Here is a 15,894-nt window from a genome sequence, read left to right as displayed (position 1 = left end):
ACATGTCCAACGCACTGATGGGGAACCCCAACGACCCCCACAACGACCCGCACCTCCCCGAGGGCGGCGCCAACTCCGAGCTCACGATCGAGCAGCGGGAGGTCGAGGGCCTCAGCCAGGGCACCGTCGTCCGCCGCCGGTTCCTGCGCCACAAGGGCGCGATGACCGCGCTCGTGGTGCTCCTGCTGATGGCGATCCTCGTGTACTCGTCGGTCGGCATCCAGTTCTTCGGCTTCCGCATCCCCGGCTGGTGGATGTGGAACTACGAGGACGTCGCGCCCATCGTCAACGGCGGCAACCCCACGTGGACCCTGCCGTTCCAGTTCGGCGTGCACCCCTTCGGCCAGGACGAGATCGGGCGCGACATCTTCGCCCGCGTCATGCGCGGCACGCAGCAGTCCATCGTCGTGATGGTGCTGTACGGCATCATCGCCGCCTTCATCGGCATCGTGATCGGCGCCGTGTCCGGCTTCTTCCGCGGGCGCATCGACTCGCTCCTGATGCGCTTCACCGACCTCATCATCGTGATCCCGGTGATCGTCATCGCGGCCGTCCTCGGCCGCACCTTCGGCGGTCTCGGCGCGGTGGTGCTCGGCATCGTCCTCGGTCTCATCGGCTGGCCGTCGCTCGCCCGCCTCGTGCGCGGGGAGTTCCTGAGCCTGCGCGAGCGCGAGTTCGTGGACGCGGCCCGGGTCGCCGGTGCGTCCAACAGCCGCATCGTGTTCCGGCACATCCTGCCGAACGCCATCGGCGTGGTCATCGTCTCCACGACCCTGCTGATGAGCGCGGCGATCCTGCTCGAGGCGGCGCTGTCGTTCCTCGGCTTCGGCATCGTGAAGCCCGACGTCTCGCTCGGGCAGATCATCAACGAGTACCAGGGCGCCTTCGCCACCCGGCCGTGGCTGTTCTGGTTCCCGGGCCTGTTCATCATCATCATCGCGCTGTCGATCAACTTCATCGGCGACGGCCTGCGCGACGCGTTCGACCCGCGCCAGCGCCGCATGCCGGGCGGACAGGGGCCCTACAAGCAGATGTTCGCCATGCTCACCGGCCGCAGCCGCCGCGAGCAGGGCCCGACGACCGGCTCCGGTGCCGAGGGCGTCCGCGTCCCGCCGCCCGTCGGCTCGGCCCGACCGGACGCGGCGGCCGACGGCAGCCCGTCGGACAGCGCGGACGGTCGATGACCGTCGCGACGACGGACGGGCCGGCCCTCACCCGGTCGGCCCTCCTCGGCGCGTCGGTCGTGCTGGGCGCCCCGGTGTCAGACCAGGGCGGTCACGATCGTCGCGACGACCAGCGCGGCCAGCACGGCGATCTCCGCCCAGTGCGTGCGGACGCGCCGACCCTCCTCCTCGACCGGGCCGCCCAGGTGGCCCGCCTCGGCGAGGTCGGCGAGGCGCGTGCGGATCACCGTGGCGGCGTCACCCGAGTCGGTGCGGGGCAGGTCGCCGCGGCGCGCGTCCTGCATCATGGCGCTGAGGTAGGGCTGGATCTTCTCCTCCTCCGTGGTGATGTAGGCGTTCGAGTGGCGTCCGGGCGCCGGAGCCGCCCAGGCCGTGACGCGCTCGTGCGCGGTCGTGACGTTCAGGGCCCACTTGGTGTCGACCTCGCGGATCGCGGGCCACGACATCTCGTGCGTGCGGAAGACGTTGCGGATCTCGACGCCCTCGGTCGCGATGCGCACGCGCGGCGCCCAGAAGACGAGCCACGCGGCGTAGGCCAGCAGCAGCGGGCCCCACACGGCCGTGAGGAGCAGGTCGGCACGACCTCCCACCACGGTGCTCGCGAGCACGAAGACCACGATCGCCGAGACGATCACGGTCAAGAGGCGTCCGAACGACGGGCGGATGACGACGGGCTGATCCATGGCCACATCGTCCCACGGCCCGCCTCGACGCCCCTCGACACCCCCACTTCCAGCAGCCAGGAGTACGCAGCATGAGCGCTCACGCGAACGGGACCGACACGACCGTCCCCATCCTCGAGGTCTCCGGCCTCGGAGTCGACTTCTGGGTCGGCGACGAGTGGATCCCCGCGGCCATCGACCTCGACTACAGGGTCAACCCGGGCGAGGTCCTCGCCATCGTCGGCGAGTCCGGCTCCGGCAAGAGCGTCAGCTCCATGTCGCTGCTCGGCCTCCTGCCCAAGAACGGCCGGGTCCGGGGGAGCGCCAAGCTCAAGGGCGTCGAGATGGTCGGCGCCGACCAGGCCACCCTGCGCAAGGCCCGCGGCAACGACATCGCCGTGATCTTCCAGGAGCCGATGACGGCGCTCAACCCCGTGTACACGGTGGGCTTCCAGATCGTGGAGGCCCTGCGCGTCCACAACTCGATCATCCCGTCGGCCGCCAAGGTCCGCGCGCTCGAGCTGCTGAAGCTCGTCGAGATGCCGGATCCCGAGAAGGCCTTCGACTCGTACCCGCACCAGCTCTCGGGCGGGCAGCGCCAGCGCGCCATGATCGCCCAGTCGCTGTCGTGCGACCCGGACATGCTCATCGCCGACGAGCCCACCACGGCGCTCGACGTGACCATCCAGGCCGAGATCCTCGACCTGCTCCGAAAGCTCCACCAGCGCCTCAACAGCGCCATCGTCATCATCACGCACGACATGGGCGTGGTCGCCGACCTCGCGACCAACGTCATCGTGATGAAGAGCGGCCGCATCGTCGAGCGCGGCTCGGTGCGCGAGATCTTCCAGTCGCCGAAGGACCCGTACACGAAGCAGCTGCTCGCGTCGGTGCCGCACCTCGGCACGGGCGAGGCTTCGCAGGTCGAGATCGCCGAGCGCACCACCGAGCCCGCCATCTCCCTCAGGGAGGTGGACATCGACTACCCGAAGCTCGGCCGCGTGCCGGCGTTCCGGGCGGTCACGGGCGCGTCGTTCGACATCCACCCCGGAGAGGTCGTCGGCGTCGTGGGCGAGTCGGGATCCGGCAAGACCACCATCGCGCGCGCCGCGGTGGGCCTCCTGCCCGTCGCGGGCGGCGAGCTCACGGTCGCCGGTCGGCGCATGACCGGCATCTCGGCGAAGGACCTCCGGGCCGTCCGCCGCGAGATCGGCATCGTGTTCCAGGACCCGGGCTCGTCGCTCAACCCGCGCTGGCCCATCGGCCAGAGCATCGGCGAGCCGCTCGAGCTCTCGGGGCAGTTCTCGAAGAAGCAGCAGAGCGACCGGGTCGAGGAGCTCCTCGAGCAGGTGGAGCTGCCACGCAGCTTCCGCAATCGCTACCCGAACGAGCTGTCCGGCGGCCAGCGCCAGCGCGTCGGCATCGCCCGCGCGCTCGCGCTCCGGCCCAAGGTGCTCGTGGCCGACGAGCCGACCTCGGCGCTCGACGTGTCGGTGCAGGCCCGCGTGCTCCAGCTGCTGCAGGAGATCCAGAAGGAGCTCCAGTTCGCGTGCCTGTTCGTCAGCCACGACCTCGCGGTGGTCGACCTCCTGGCCGACCGCATCGTGGTGATGAACCACGGAAAGATCGTGGAGCAGGGCCCGACCGAGTCGATCCTCCGGAACCCGCAGCACCCGTACACGCAGAAGCTCATCGCCGCGGTGCCGCTGCCCGACCCCGACCAGCAGCAGGAGCGCCGCCAGCTCCGCGAGGCGCTGCGCGACGAACCGCCCGCGGCCTGACCCGCGGCCCGCACGACCCGGCCCGCCGTCCGTCGCACCCCCTCCCGGGGGCGCGCGGCCGGCGGGCCTCGTCGTGCCGCTCGCGTAGGATCGTCGGCGATGGACAGCGACACGCGAGGCCCCGGGGCCGCACCGGCCCGGCGCCCGCGTGGGCTGCGGCGGGTCGTCCGCGGCGCCTCCGCGATGGTCGCCCTGGCCCTCGTCGCCGGCCTCGCCGCCTGCTCGCCGACCACCGGCCTGGTGGCCGACTCCGCCATCCGCGCGGCGCTGCCCAGCACGTTCACCTCCTACAACGCGCAGTCCCGCACGGGCGCGACCGACGGCAACCGCGAGATCGTGCACGCCACGAACTCGCGCTTCGCGGAGGTCGCCGCAGACGGCACGGTCGCGTCCGACCCGGGCTACGGATCCGCGCGCATCGTCTCGCGCGACCCGTTCACGGTCGAGTACACGGTCGCCGAGGGCGTCCGCTGGTCCGACGGCGAGCCCGTGGACGCCGCCGACCTCCTGCTCTCCTGGGCCGCGGGATCCCGCGCGCTCGACACGCCGGGCTTCGACGCCGCCGGCTACGTCGACGAGTCGACCGGGGGCTACACGGGCGCCCTGCCCGCCGACGCGGTCTACTTCGACGCGGCCGAGGACGAGACGCTGTCCCAGGTCACCCGCACGCCCGTGATCGGCGACGGCGGGCGCTCCATCACGATGGTGTTCGACCAGTACAGGCCCGACTGGCGCCTCGCGTTCGAGATCGGCCTCCCGGCGCACGCCGTCGCGCAGCTCGCCCTCGACATGTCGAGCCCGGGCCGCGCCAAGCAGACCCTGGTGGACGCCGTGCAGGACCGCGCGCCCGAGCTCCTGTCGCCCATCTCCGACGCCTGGAACCGGGGGTTCGGCGTCGCCGCCGTCGCCGCGCACCCGGAGCGCGCGGTCGGATCCGGGCCCTACGCCATCGAGTCCATCGACCCGGGCACCTCCATCACCCTGCACGCCAACCGCTTCTACACGGGGACCCACCGGCCGTCGGTGGAGCGCATCGTCGTGTCGACCATCGAGGACCCGCAGGCCGCCGTCGCGGCGCTCGCGGCCGGCGACGTCGACGTGATCGCGCCCGACGCGGACGCCGACGTGCTCGGCGCCCTCGACGACGTCGACGGCGCCCGCACCGTCATGGGATCGTCGGCCTCCTGGGAGCGCCTCGACCTGCAGACGCTCGGCGCCCGCGACAGCGCCATGGCCGACGCCACGGTGCGCACCGCCTTCCTCTCCACCGTGCCGCGCGAGGCCATCGCCCGCGAGCTCGGCGGGCCGGGGGGAGGCGGATCCACGCGCGACTCCTTCGTGCTGGCGCCCGGCGCCGCCGGCTACGACGACCAGGTGCGGGCCAACGGATCCAGCCGCTTCGACGACGTCGACCTCGACGAGGCGCGGCAGCTGCTCGCGTCGGTCGGGCAGCCGGCGCCGGAGGTGTGCATGCTGTACGACCCCGCGGACGCGCGCCGCGCCGCCGAGTACGAGGCGATCCGCGACTCGGCCGCGCAGGCGGGCTTCGTCGTGACCGACTGCTCCACGCCGCAGTGGCAGGACGTGCTCGGCCAGCCCGGTGCCTACGACGCGGCGCTCGTGGGCCCCGAGGACGCCTACCCGTCCGTGGCCGGGATCCGCGCGCTGCACGACGACCGCGCCGACGCGCGCGACGGCCAGGCCACCGCCGACCCCGACGTGGCCGCGCTCTTCACCTCGCTCAGCCGCACGGAGGACGCCGACGCCCGCGGCGAGCTCCTGCTCCGCCTCGACCGCCGCATGTACGGCGACCGCGCCGGCCTCCCGCTCTTCCAGCACCCGGCGCTCGCCGCCACCTCCGCCCGCGTCGACGGGGTCCAGGTCTCGGCGCACCAGGCCGGCGTCCTCGACGACGCCTGGCGCTGGACGCTCCGCTCCGACGCTCCCTGAGCCCGGCTTGCATCGGCACGGTAGGCTGGGGGTCGCTGGGAATAGCAGACGGCGGCTCTTCGCCCTCCTCCCTTGATGACAAGGCCGGCACCCTCTCCACTGAAGGACAGCACTATGGCGCTAGTCGCGCGCAACGACCTCCGCAATGTGGCCATCGTGGCCCACGTGGACCACGGCAAGACCACCCTGGTGGACGCCATGCTCAAGCAGACGAACTCGTTCGACGCCCACTTCGAGGGCGAGGACCGGATGATGGACTCGAACGACCTCGAGCGCGAGAAGGGCATCACGATCCTCGCGAAGAACACCGCGGTGCTCTACAACGGGAAGCACGCCGACGGCACGCCGATCGTCATCAACGTGATCGACACCCCGGGCCACGCCGACTTCGGCGGCGAGGTCGAGCGCGGCCTGTCCATGGTCGACGGCGTCGTGCTCCTGGTGGACGCGTCCGAGGGCCCGCTGCCCCAGACGCGCTTCGTGCTCCGCAAGGCGCTCGAGGCGAAGCTGCCCGTCATCCTCCTGGTCAACAAGACCGACCGCCCCGATGCGCGCATCGACGAGGTCGTCGCTGAGAGCCAGGACCTCCTCCTCGGCCTCGCCTCCGACATGTCGGACGAGCACCCGGACCTCGACCTCGACGCGATCCTCGACGTGCCTGTCGTCTACGCCTCCGGCCGCAACGGCGCCGCGAGCGACACCAAGCCCGCGAACGGCGAGCTGCCCGACAACGACGACCTCGAGCCCCTCTTCAAGGCGATCCTCGACCACGTCCCGGCGCCCACCTACGACGACGAGCACCCCCTGCAGGCGCACGTCACCAACCTCGACGCGTCGCCGTTCCTCGGCCGCCTCGCCCTCCTCCGCGTCTTCAACGGCACGATCAAGAAGGGCCAGCAGGTCGCCTGGGTCAAGCACGACGGCACCGTCAAGAACGTGAAGATCACCGAGCTCCTCATCACGAAGGCGCTCGACCGCTTCCCGACCGAGTCCGCGGGCCCCGGCGACATCGTCGCCGTCGCCGGCATCGAGGACATCACCATCGGCGAGACGCTCGCCGACCCGGACGACGTCCGCCCGCTCCCCACCATCACGGTCGACGACCCGGCCATCTCGATGACCATCGGCACCAACACGAGCCCGCTCATCGGCAAGGTCAAGGGCCACAAGCTCACCGCGCGCATGGTCAAGGACCGCCTCGACCGCGAGCTCATCGGAAACGTCTCCATCAAGCTGGTCGACATCGGCCGCCCGGACGCGTGGGAGATCCAGGGCCGCGGCGAGCTCGCGCTGGCGATCCTCGTGGAGCAGATGCGCCGCGAGGGGTTCGAGCTCACCGTCGGCAAGCCGCAGGTGGTCGTGAAGCAGGTCGACGGCAAGGTCCACGAGCCGTACGAGCACCTCACCATCGACTCGCCCGAGGAGTACCTCGGCGCGATCACGCAGCTCCTCGCCGCCCGCAAGGGCCGCATGGAGGGCATGGCCAACCACGGCACCGGCTGGGTCCGCATGGAGTTCGTCGTCCCGTCGCGCGGCCTCATCGGCTTCCGCACGGAGTTCCTCACCATCACGCGCGGCGCGGGCATCGCCAACGCCGTGTCGCACGGCTACGAGCAGTGGGCGGGCGAGATCACGACCCGCGTCAACGGCTCGATCGTCGCCGACCGCGCGGGCGTCGCCACGCCGTTCGCCATGGTGGCCCTGCAGGAGCGCATGTCGTTCTTCGTGGAGCCGACCCAGGAGGTCTACGAGGGCATGGTCGTCGGCGAGAACTCGCGCGCGGACGACATGGACGTGAACATCACCAAGGAGAAGCAGCTGACCAACATGCGTCAGTCCACCTCCGACTCCTTCGAGCGCATGACGCCCTCGCGGAAGCTGACGCTCGAGGAGTGCCTCGAGTTCGCCCGCGAGGACGAGTGCGTGGAGGTCACGCCCGAGTTCGTCCGGATCCGGAAGGTCGAGCTGGACGCCAACGCGCGGCAGCGCAAGACCTCGCGGCTGAAGAAGCAGAACGCGTAAGACAGCAGGACCGCGACGAGCCCGTCCGCCCGTTCCCTCCGCAGGAGGGGGGGCGGCCGGGCTCGTCCTCGTTCCGGGGCTCGCGCTCACGGGGTGCAGCGCCGCCGGCGACGCCGTGCGCGACGCGGTGCGCGAGGGCGGGGCCGGCTACCCGAAGAGCGTCTCGCCCACGTAGCCGTCGCGGGTCGCGCCCGGCGGCACCGCCCAGATCCCGCTGCCGACATGGCGGAGGTACTCGTTCATGGCGTCGCGCGCGAGGCTGCGCTGGATGGGGATGAACTGCTCCCGCGGATCCCGCTGGAACGCCAGGAAGAACAGCCCCGCGTTCAGCCGGCCGAGGTCGTCGTTGCCGTCGACGAAGTTGTAGCCGCGGCGGAGGAGCACCGCGCCGCCGTTCGTGTCCGGATGCGCGAGGCGCACGTGCGACGCCCGGTCGATGAGCGGAGCGCCGGCGCGACCGGTCGCGGCGAAGTCGGGCGCCGTGTGCTCCTCGCCGCCGCTGAGCGGCGCCCCCGAGTCCTTCGTGCGGCCCACGACGCGCTCCTGCTCGCGGAGCGTCGAGCGGTCCCACGTCTCGATGGTCATGCGGATGCGGCGCGCGACGAGGTAGGAACCGCCCCGCATCCAGGCCTCGCCGGGCGCGGAGCCGGAGTCGGCCCAGACGTGGTCGTCGACCACGCGGGTGTCCTCGGACTTCACGTTCGCCGTGCCGTCCTTGAAGCCGAAGAGGTTGCGCGGCGTGACCTGGGCGCGGCTCGTGGACGACGTGCGGCCGAAGCCGAGCTGCGACCAGCGGATGGACGCCCGGCCGAAGGCGATGCGCGACAGGTTGCGGATCGCGTGCACGGCGACCTGCGGGTCATCGCTGCACGCCTGGATGCAGAGGTCGCCGCCCGTCGCCTGGGGCACGAGCGCCTCGCCGGGGAAGCGCGGCAGGTCGACGAGCGCGGCGGGACGGCGGTCGGCGATGCCGAACCGGTCGATGCCGTCGGCCGTGGTGAACAGCGACGGACCGAGGCCGAAGGTGATGGTGAGGCCGGCCGGCGGGAGGTCGAGGGCCTCGCCCGTGTCGTCCGGCGGGGAGTCGTAGGGGCCGTCGACCGCGCCGAGCGGGCCCGCGGATCCGCCCGCCGTCATCCGGGCCGCGGCGGCGCTCCAGTCCCGCAGGAGGGAGACGAGGCCGTCGCGGTCGATGTCCGCCACGTCGAACGCGGCGAAGTGCAGGCGGTCCTGCGCGGGCGTGGTGATGCCGGCCTGGTGCGCTCCGTGGAACGCGTAGGTGGCGCCGCCCGCGGCCTGGCGCGCGCCGGCGAAGGCGCGGTCGGCCATGACGCCGGCGGCGGATCCCACGAGCCCGCCGCCGAGCGCGCCGGCCCCCAGCAGCCCGAGGACGCCGCGGCGGGAGACGCCGCGCGGGGCGTCCGCGGCGTCCGCGGGAGACGATGCGTCGTCCGTGTCGGGCGCGACCGCCGCCTCGTGTCCGTCGGTCATCCGACGAGCGTCCCGGTGAGCTTCGACAGCGGCTCGGCCAGCGCGTTCACGCCGTCCGCGAGGCCCTTGACCTGGTCCGTCGTCAGCGCGTCGTAGGCGGTGAATCCCTTCTCGAGCGACCCGTAGGCGGCGAGGTCGGTCTCGAGCTTCGCGAACTGCGCGTCGAGGGTGGCGACGAGCTGCGGGTCCTTGGCGGCGACGATGTCGCGGACGCCCTCGTAGGCGACGCGGGCGCCCTCGAGGTTCGCCTGGAAGTCCCAGAGGTCGGTGTGCGACCAGATCTCCTCCTCGCCCGTGATCTTGCCGGTCGCGACCTCGTCCATCAGCCCGACGGCGCCGTTCGAGACCGTGGAGATGTCGACCGAGAAGCCGTCGGCGTGCACGGCGTCGGAGAGGCGCTGCGTGTCGGCGGTCAGCTGCTGGGCGAAGTGCGCGCGGTCCCCGGCGCTGAGCGGCACGTACACGTCTCCGCCGTTCGCGTCGGGCGCGGGCCGCCAGAGGTCCTTCTCGATGCGGTGCCAGCCGGTCCACTCGGTGCCGGGATCGACGTCGGCCTCGCGGAAGTCGATCGCCGGGTCGAGGTCGCCGAAGGACTCCGCGACCGGCTCCACGCGCTCGTAGTACGACCGGGCCGTGGGGTAGAGCGAGCGCGCCCTCTCGTCGTCGCCCGCGAGGTAGGCGTCGGCGAACTCCTGCGTGGCGGGGAGGAGCCGGCTCACCTGGTCCTTGACGTAGGCGAGGTAGTTCGCGGCGGCGTCCTGGCCCTGCTGCGCGGCGTCGCCGGCGAGGGCGACCTGGTCGCCGGTGACCGTGAAGGGCGCGCGGCCCACGCCGTCGCCCACCATGCCGGGCTTGCAGACGGTGTAGTAGCTGCCGGGCTGGGCCGTGAGCACGAGGTCGCGCTCGATGCCGGGGCTCACGTTCTCGACCTCGCCGACGATGCGGAGGCCGTCCTCGGCGAGGAGGTAGAACTCCGTCACCTGGTCGGTGGAGTTCGTGACGTGGAACGAGACCGTGCCGCTCGGCGCGGTCGCGGCGGAGACCGTGCAGGCGTCGGCCGAGCTGTCGACGGTCAGCTGCGTGATGCCGGAGGCCGCGGCGGCGCCGTCCCCCGCGGATCCGGAGGGGGCGTTCGCGACGCAGCCCGAGAGGGCGAGGGCGGCGCCGGCGAGCAGGGCGGCGGCGGGGAGGGTGGAGCGCTTCATGGGTCCTCGGGGGGAGCGGGCCGGCGTGCCGGCGGGATGGGACGGGATGGTGGGGTGTGGGGAGGCGCGGGTGCGTGGGGTCAGCGGGTGGTGGTCGCGTCCGCGGCCCCGGGGGAGGCGGCGACGGGGGAGGCGGCCCCGGGGGAGGCGGCGCGGGCGTCGGACGCGCCGGCGGCGGACGCGGTGCCGGATGCGCCCGCCTCGGCCCGCGGACGGCGACCCCGCCGCGCAAGCGTCAGGTAGGCGGCGAGCGTGGGCACGACGTACAGCACCCAGGTGATCGCCTCGAGCCACGTGGTGGCGGGGGAGAAGTTGACGGTGCCCTTGAGGAGCGTGCCGTACCAGGATCCGGGCGGCACGGCGCCGGAGACGTCGAACGCGAGCGCGTCCAGCCCCGGCAGGATGCCCGCCTCCTGGAGGTCGTGCACGCCGTACGCGAGCACGCCGCCGGCCACCACGATGAGGAGCGCGCCCGTCCAGGTGAAGAAGCGGGCGAGGTCGATCCGCAGCACCCCGCGGTACACGAGCCAGCCGAGCGCGACGGCGGTGACGATGCCGAGGCCGGCGCCGAGGAGCGGGAGGGTCGTGGCGCCGGTGGCCTGCACGGCCGACCAGAGGAACAGCGCCGTCTCGATGCCCTCGCGGCCGACCGCGAGGAACGCGACGGCGACGAGGCCCCAGGCGGCGCCCTGGATGGCGCGGTCGACGGCGCCCTGGAGCTCGGAGCGCATGTCCTTCGCGGTGCGCAGCATCCAGAACACCATCCAGGTGACGAGGCCCGTGGCGACGATGGAGAGGGAGCCGCCGATGGCCTCCTGCGCCGCGAACGTGAGCCCGTAGGCGCCGTACGTGAGGATCGCGCCGACCGAGAGCGCGAGGAGCACCGCCAGTCCGACGCCGAGCCACAGCCGGCCGAGCACGTCGCGTCGGCCGATCCTCACCACGTAGGCGATGAGGATGGTGACGACCAGCGCGGCCTCGAGGCCCTCGCGCAGGCCGATCAGGTAGTTCGCGAACACGCGTGCGCCTCTCCGGGCGGCGGGCGCGTCGGGCGCGCCCTATTGCTGATGTGGGGAAATGTAGGTGAGGCTTGCCTTACCTCGTGCACAGTAGCGCGGGGGCCGGGACGCGTCCAGTCCGTCGTCCCCCGCGGACGGCGGAGTGCGCGGGAGTGCGGCCCCCGCACCCAGCGATCGGCTCCGCGCGCGCGGATAGGATCGCCCGATGATCCCCGGCTCGACCTCCCGTCCCGCGCGCGAGCACGTCCTCTTCGTGCACGCCCACCCCGACGACGAGAGCATCGTCACGGGCGGCACCATCGCGAAGCTCGTGCGCGACGGCGTCCCCGTCACCGTGCTCACCTGCACGCGCGGCGAGCGGGGCGACGTCATCCCGGAGGAGCTCCGCCACCTCGAGGGCGACCTCAAGGCGCTCGCGGACCACCGGGAGACGGAGCTGGCCGACGCCATGGCCGCGCTCGGGGTCGTCGACCACCGCTTCCTCGGCGACGTCGGCGCGCGCTGGCGGGGGCTCGTGCCCCGCCGCTACGTCGACTCCGGCATGGAGTGGGGCGACGACGGGGTGCCCGTGGCCCTCCAGCCGCTCGACCCCGACTCGCTGTCGGCCGGCGACGAGGCCGACGAGGCGCGCGACGTGCTGGCGGTCATCGCCGACGTCGACGCGACCACCGTCATCACCTACGACGACCACGGCGGCTACGGCCACCCCGACCACAAGCGCGTGCACGTCATCGCCACCTGGGCCGCCGAGGAGGCGGGGGTGCCGGCGTACCTCATCACCACGACCGAGTCGTCGGCGCGGGAGGCGCACGAGCGCGTGGCCGCGCGCGGCCGGTTCCCCGCGCCCGACGCGCGCCCGGCCGGCATGCTCGTGCTGCCCGACGACGCCGTGGACCTCGCGGTCGACGTCACCGAGGTGCTCGACGCGAAGACCCGGGCCATCGCCGCGCACCGCACGCAGGTCGTCGTGGACGGCGACCAGTTCGCGCTGTCGCACGGCGTCGGCGAGCCCATCGGGGCCGTCGAGCTGTTCCGGTCGCACCGGCCGGCCGGCGCCGACGGCGCGGCGGGCGACGCCGACCTCGCGCCGCGCGGCCTGCAGCGCATCGGCACCGCCGCCGCGTCCCTCGTGCTCGGCCTCCTCGTGGGCGCCATCGGCACGGTCGCCCACCGCGCGCCGCTCGCGGTCGGCGGGGTCGGCGTCCCCGTCGGGCTCGTGCTCGCGCTCGTGACGCTCGCCTGCCTCCTCGTCGCGTTCCGGCTGCTGCTGGTCGACCGGCTGCACGCCCTGTGCCTCGGCCTCGGCGCGGTCGTGGCCGTGGCGGTGCTCGGGATGAGCGGGCCCGGCGGATCCGTCCTCTTCCCGCGCGACTGGGTGAGCCAGGTGTGGGCGGTCGCGCCCGCGATCCTCGTGGCCGTGGTCGTCGTGTGGCCGCGGTTCGCGCCGCGCGGCCATGCCCGGCCGGACGGCGCCCCGGGGTCGTCCGCGGACGGCGCCCCGGCGGGTGCCGCTCACGGCGCCGCGTAGACTCTCTCGGGCCGCACCGCTCCCGGAAGGACCCGCCCGAAGTGACCTACGTCATCGCCCTGCCCTGTGTCGACGTCAAGGACCGCGCCTGCATCGACGAGTGCCCGGTGGACTGCATCTACGAGGGCGAGCGGTCGCTGTACATCCACCCCGACGAGTGCGTGGACTGCGGCGCCTGCGAGCCCGTGTGCCCCGTCGAGGCCATCTACTACGAGGACGACCTGCCCGAGCGCTGGAGCGACTACTACACCGCGAACGTCGAGTTCTTCGCGGAGATGGGCTCGCCCGGCGGCGCCACCAAGGTCGGCGTGACGCACTCCGACCACCCCGTCATCGCCGCGCTCCCGCCCCAGAACGGCTGACGCGCGTGGCCCTCGGCGAGCTGCCCGACTACCCCTGGGACCTCATGGCCCCGTACGCCGAGCGGGCGGGGCGGCATGCGGACGGCATCGTCGACCTGAGCATCGGATCGCCCGTCGACCCGACGCCGACGCTCATCCGCGACGCGCTCGCCTGGGCGACCGACGCGCACGCGTACCCGACCACGGTCGGCACCCCGGAGCTCCGGCGGGCGATGGTCGACTGGCACGCCCGGCGCCGGAATGCCGACCTCGACGTCGAGCAGGTGCTGCCGACCATCGGCTCCAAGGAGATGGTGGCCTGGCTGCCGTTCATGCTGGGCCTCGGCGAGGGCGACGCGGTCGTGCACCCGCGCGTCTCGTACCCGACGTACGCGATCGGGGCGGCGCTCGCGGGCGCGGAGAGCGTGCCGGCCGACGACCCGGCCGCGTGGCCCGCGTCCACGCGCCTCGTCTGGCTGAACACGCCCGGCAACCCCGACGGCCGCGTACTCGGCGTCGAGGAGCTCCGGGCCGCCGTCGCGCGCGCCCGGGAGCTCGGCGCCGTGATCGCGAGCGACGAGTGCTACGCCGAGCTCGGCTGGGAGGGGGAGTGGGCCGACGGGCCGACGCCCTCGATCCTCGACGCGCGCGTCGTGGGCGACGACCACACGGGAGTCCTCGCGCTCTACTCGCTGAGCAAGCAGTCCAACCTCGCGGGGTACCGCGCCGCGCTCGTGGCGGGCGACCGGGACGTGATCGCGCGGCTGATCCGGGTCCGCAAGCACGCGGGGCTGCTCCCGCCCGCGCCGCTCCAGCACGCCATGGCGGTGGCGCTCGGCGACGACGACCACGTGCGCGCCCAGCGCGAGCTGTACCGAATGCGCCGCGACGTGCTCCGGCCCGCGCTCGAGGCCGCCGGCTGGCGCATCGACCGCAGCGAGGCCGGCCTCTACCTCTGGGCGACGCGCGGGCGCGACGCCTGGGAGGGCATCGCGGAGCTGGCCGACCTGGGCATCCTCGCGGGCCCCGGCCCCTTCTACGGCGACGCGTCGCCCCAGCACGTGCGCCTCTCGCTCACGGCGACGGACGAGCGCATGGCCGCCGCGGCCGCCCGGCTCCGCGCCGCCTCCTCCACGTAGCACGACCTCCGACGGATCCGCCCGGATGCTGGCGGAGGCGACAGCGTCCCGGTCGGCCCTTTAGGCTGTAGTCGGCTCGGATCCCCGTGCCGCGACGGCGCCACGAGCGCCCGGCGGCGCGCATCCCCCCGGGTCATCCACCACACACTCGAGGAGGCGCCGTGACCGATGGCGGGCAGCAGGCGGACGACCGGCCGAAGGCGGACGAGCCCCAGGCGCAGGAGAAGCCCACGGCGACGCTGACGTACCCGGGCGGACGGGTGGAGTTCCCCATCCTCCCCGCGGTCGACGGCGCGTCCAGCATCGACATCTCCGCGCTCACGAAGAAGACGGGCCTCACCACGCTCGACAACGGCTTCGTCAACACGGCCTCCACGCGCTCGGCGATCACCTACATCGACGGCGAGCAGGGCATCCTCCGCTACCGCGGCTACCCCATCGAGCAGCTCGCGCGCCAGTCGAGCTACCTCGAGGTGGCCTGGCTCCTCATCCACGGCGAGCTGCCCACGGCGGACCAGCTCGGCGGGTTCGAGGAGGACATCCGCCGCCACACGCTCCTGCACGAGGACTTCAAGGGCCTCTTCCGCGCCCTCCCCACGAACGCGCACCCCATGTCGGTGCTGTCGAGCGCGGTGTCGGCCCTCTCCACTTACTACGAGGACTCGCTGAGCGTCCACGATCCCGAGCAGGTCGAGATCTCCACGCTGCGCCTGCTGGCGAAGCTGCCGGTCATCGCGGCGTACGCGCACAAGAAGAGCCTCGGCCAGGCGTTCCTCTACCCGGACAACTCGCTGTCGTTCGTGGACAACTTCCTCCGCCTCAACTTCGGCAACAACGCCGAGCCCTACGAGGTGGACCCGGTGGTCAGCCGCGCGCTCGAGCGCCTGCTCATCCTGCACGAGGACCACGAGCAGAACGCGTCGACGTCGACCGTGCGGCTCGTCGGATCCACCGAGGCGAACATGTTCTCCTCCGTCTCCGCGGGCATCGGCGCGCTCTTCGGTCCGCTGCACGGCGGCGCGAACGAGGCCGTGCTGGCGATGCTCGGCCGCATCCGCGACTCCGGCGAGGGCGTCGACCGCTACGTGGAGCGCGTGAAGAACAAGGAGGACGGCGTCCGCCTCATGGGCTTCGGGCACCGCGTCTACAAGAACTTCGACCCGCGCGCCCGCCTGGTGAAGGAGAGCGCCGACGAGGTGCTCGCGGCCCTCGGCATCCAAGACCCGCTGCTCGACATCGCCAAGGAGCTCGAGGCCGTCGCGCTCGCGGACGACTACTTCATCGAGCGGAAGCTCTACCCGAACGTCGACTTCTACACGGGCGTCATCTACAAGGCCATGGGCTTCCCCACGCGCATGTTCACGGCGCTGTTCACCATCGGGCGCCTGCCCGGCTGGATCGCGCACTGGCGCGAGATGAACGAGGACCAGGCCACCAAGATCGGCCGTCCGCAGCAGCTCTACGTGGGTCAGCCGGCGCGCGACCTGCCCCCGCGCGACTGACCGCGACCGACCGCGCGACCCACCCCGCGGCCCGCCTCGAGCGCTCGGCGGACGCTCCCGAACAGGGGGC

Annotated in this window: 12 protein-coding genes; 8 read left to right on the top strand and 4 right to left on the bottom strand. The window is 72.9% G+C overall.

Translation table 11 applies throughout. From position 1 onward, the window contains the following. Positions 1 to 2 precede the first annotated feature (2 nt). Positions 3 to 1,184, top strand: a complete 1,182-nt coding sequence (locus tag ACU4ZT_RS11565; RefSeq protein ID WP_445337218.1) for an ABC transporter permease — start codon at positions 3 to 5, stop codon at positions 1,182 to 1,184. 77 nt (positions 1,185 to 1,261) lie between these two features. Here ACU4ZT_RS11565 and ACU4ZT_RS11560 read toward each other — a convergent pair whose 3' ends face one another. After that, positions 1,262 to 1,867, bottom strand: coding sequence for a PH domain-containing protein (locus ACU4ZT_RS11560; protein ID WP_445337217.1), 606 nt, complete (start codon positions 1,865 to 1,867; stop codon positions 1,262 to 1,264). A gap of 71 nt (positions 1,868 to 1,938) precedes the next feature. On the opposite strand from ACU4ZT_RS11560, the gene ACU4ZT_RS11555 reads away from it, so the two are divergent. The 3 genes from ACU4ZT_RS11555 (at position 1,939) to typA (ending at position 7,599) form a co-directional block, all read left to right on the top strand. Further along, positions 1,939 to 3,627: an ABC transporter ATP-binding protein gene (locus tag ACU4ZT_RS11555; protein WP_063072632.1), complete on the top strand. Its 1,689-nt coding sequence runs from the start codon at positions 1,939 to 1,941 to the stop codon at positions 3,625 to 3,627. Between the two features lie 99 nt (positions 3,628 to 3,726). Continuing rightward, entirely contained in the window at positions 3,727 to 5,577 is a 1,851-nt protein-coding gene (locus ACU4ZT_RS11550; protein WP_445337216.1) for an ABC transporter substrate-binding protein, read from the top strand. A 114-nt stretch (positions 5,578 to 5,691) separates the two neighbouring features. Next, positions 5,692 to 7,599: a translational GTPase TypA gene (typA, locus tag ACU4ZT_RS11545; RefSeq protein ID WP_063072634.1), complete on the top strand. Its 1,908-nt coding sequence runs from the start codon at positions 5,692 to 5,694 to the stop codon at positions 7,597 to 7,599. Positions 7,600 to 7,746: 147 nt separating this feature from the next. Here typA and efeB read toward each other — a convergent pair whose 3' ends face one another. From efeB to efeU, 3 genes are all read right to left on the bottom strand, one after another. Beyond that, positions 7,747 to 9,090, bottom strand: a complete 1,344-nt coding sequence (gene efeB / locus ACU4ZT_RS11540) for an iron uptake transporter deferrochelatase/peroxidase subunit (protein ID WP_414749019.1) — start codon at positions 9,088 to 9,090, stop codon at positions 7,747 to 7,749. Continuing rightward, positions 9,087 to 10,295: an iron uptake system protein EfeO gene (gene efeO, locus ACU4ZT_RS11535; protein WP_063072636.1), complete on the bottom strand. Its 1,209-nt coding sequence runs from the start codon at positions 10,293 to 10,295 to the stop codon at positions 9,087 to 9,089. Before efeO ends, efeB begins: the two co-directional genes overlap by 4 nt. An 80-nt stretch (positions 10,296 to 10,375) precedes the next feature. Continuing rightward, on the bottom strand, positions 10,376 to 11,314 hold the full coding sequence (gene efeU, locus ACU4ZT_RS11530; protein ID WP_445337215.1) for an iron uptake transporter permease EfeU: 939 nt from the start codon (positions 11,312 to 11,314) through the stop codon (positions 10,376 to 10,378). A 205-nt stretch (positions 11,315 to 11,519) separates the two neighbouring features. On the opposite strand from efeU, the gene ACU4ZT_RS11525 reads away from it, so the two are divergent. The 4 genes from ACU4ZT_RS11525 to ACU4ZT_RS11510 all read left to right on the top strand — a co-directional run bounded on the left by ACU4ZT_RS11525 (position 11,520) and on the right by ACU4ZT_RS11510 (position 15,824). Beyond that, positions 11,520 to 12,842, top strand: a complete 1,323-nt coding sequence (locus ACU4ZT_RS11525) for a PIG-L family deacetylase (protein WP_063072638.1) — start codon at positions 11,520 to 11,522, stop codon at positions 12,840 to 12,842. Between the two features lie 41 nt (positions 12,843 to 12,883). Next, a complete protein-coding gene (gene fdxA / locus ACU4ZT_RS11520; RefSeq protein ID WP_043674720.1) occupies positions 12,884 to 13,204 on the top strand; it encodes a ferredoxin in 321 nt (106 codons plus the stop codon). Between the two features lie 5 nt (positions 13,205 to 13,209). Next, positions 13,210 to 14,322: a succinyldiaminopimelate transaminase gene (dapC, locus tag ACU4ZT_RS11515; RefSeq protein ID WP_445337214.1), complete on the top strand. Its 1,113-nt coding sequence runs from the start codon at positions 13,210 to 13,212 to the stop codon at positions 14,320 to 14,322. Between the two features lie 161 nt (positions 14,323 to 14,483). Then, on the top strand, positions 14,484 to 15,824 hold the full coding sequence (locus ACU4ZT_RS11510) for a citrate synthase (RefSeq protein ID WP_081235137.1): 1,341 nt from the start codon (positions 14,484 to 14,486) through the stop codon (positions 15,822 to 15,824). Positions 15,825 to 15,894 lie beyond the last annotated feature (70 nt).

The organism is Clavibacter davisi (genome assembly GCF_052751415.1).
The sequence above is the reverse complement of the archived record's forward strand: the minus strand, read 5'-3'. Positions and strand labels throughout refer to the sequence as shown.

Bases quoted from the DNA above. Each gene is read 5' to 3' on its own strand.
- ACU4ZT_RS11565 (WP_445337218.1), top strand. From the start codon at position 3: ATGTCCAACGCACTGATGGGGAACCCCAACGACCCCCACAACGACCCG.
- ACU4ZT_RS11560 (WP_445337217.1), bottom strand. From the start codon at position 1,867: ATGGATCAGCCCGTCGTCATCCGCCCGTCGTTCGGACGCCTCTTGACC.
- ACU4ZT_RS11525 (WP_063072638.1), top strand. From the start codon at position 11,520: ATGATCCCCGGCTCGACCTCCCGTCCCGCGCGCGAGCACGTCCTCTTC.
- typA (WP_063072634.1), top strand. From the start codon at position 5,692: ATGGCGCTAGTCGCGCGCAACGACCTCCGCAATGTGGCCATCGTGGCC.
- ACU4ZT_RS11550 (WP_445337216.1), top strand. From the start codon at position 3,727: ATGGACAGCGACACGCGAGGCCCCGGGGCCGCACCGGCCCGGCGCCCG.
- ACU4ZT_RS11555 (WP_063072632.1), top strand. From the start codon at position 1,939: ATGAGCGCTCACGCGAACGGGACCGACACGACCGTCCCCATCCTCGAG.
- efeB (WP_414749019.1), bottom strand. From the start codon at position 9,090: ATGACCGACGGACACGAGGCGGCGGTCGCGCCCGACACGGACGACGCA.
- efeO (WP_063072636.1), bottom strand. From the start codon at position 10,295: ATGAAGCGCTCCACCCTCCCCGCCGCCGCCCTGCTCGCCGGCGCCGCC.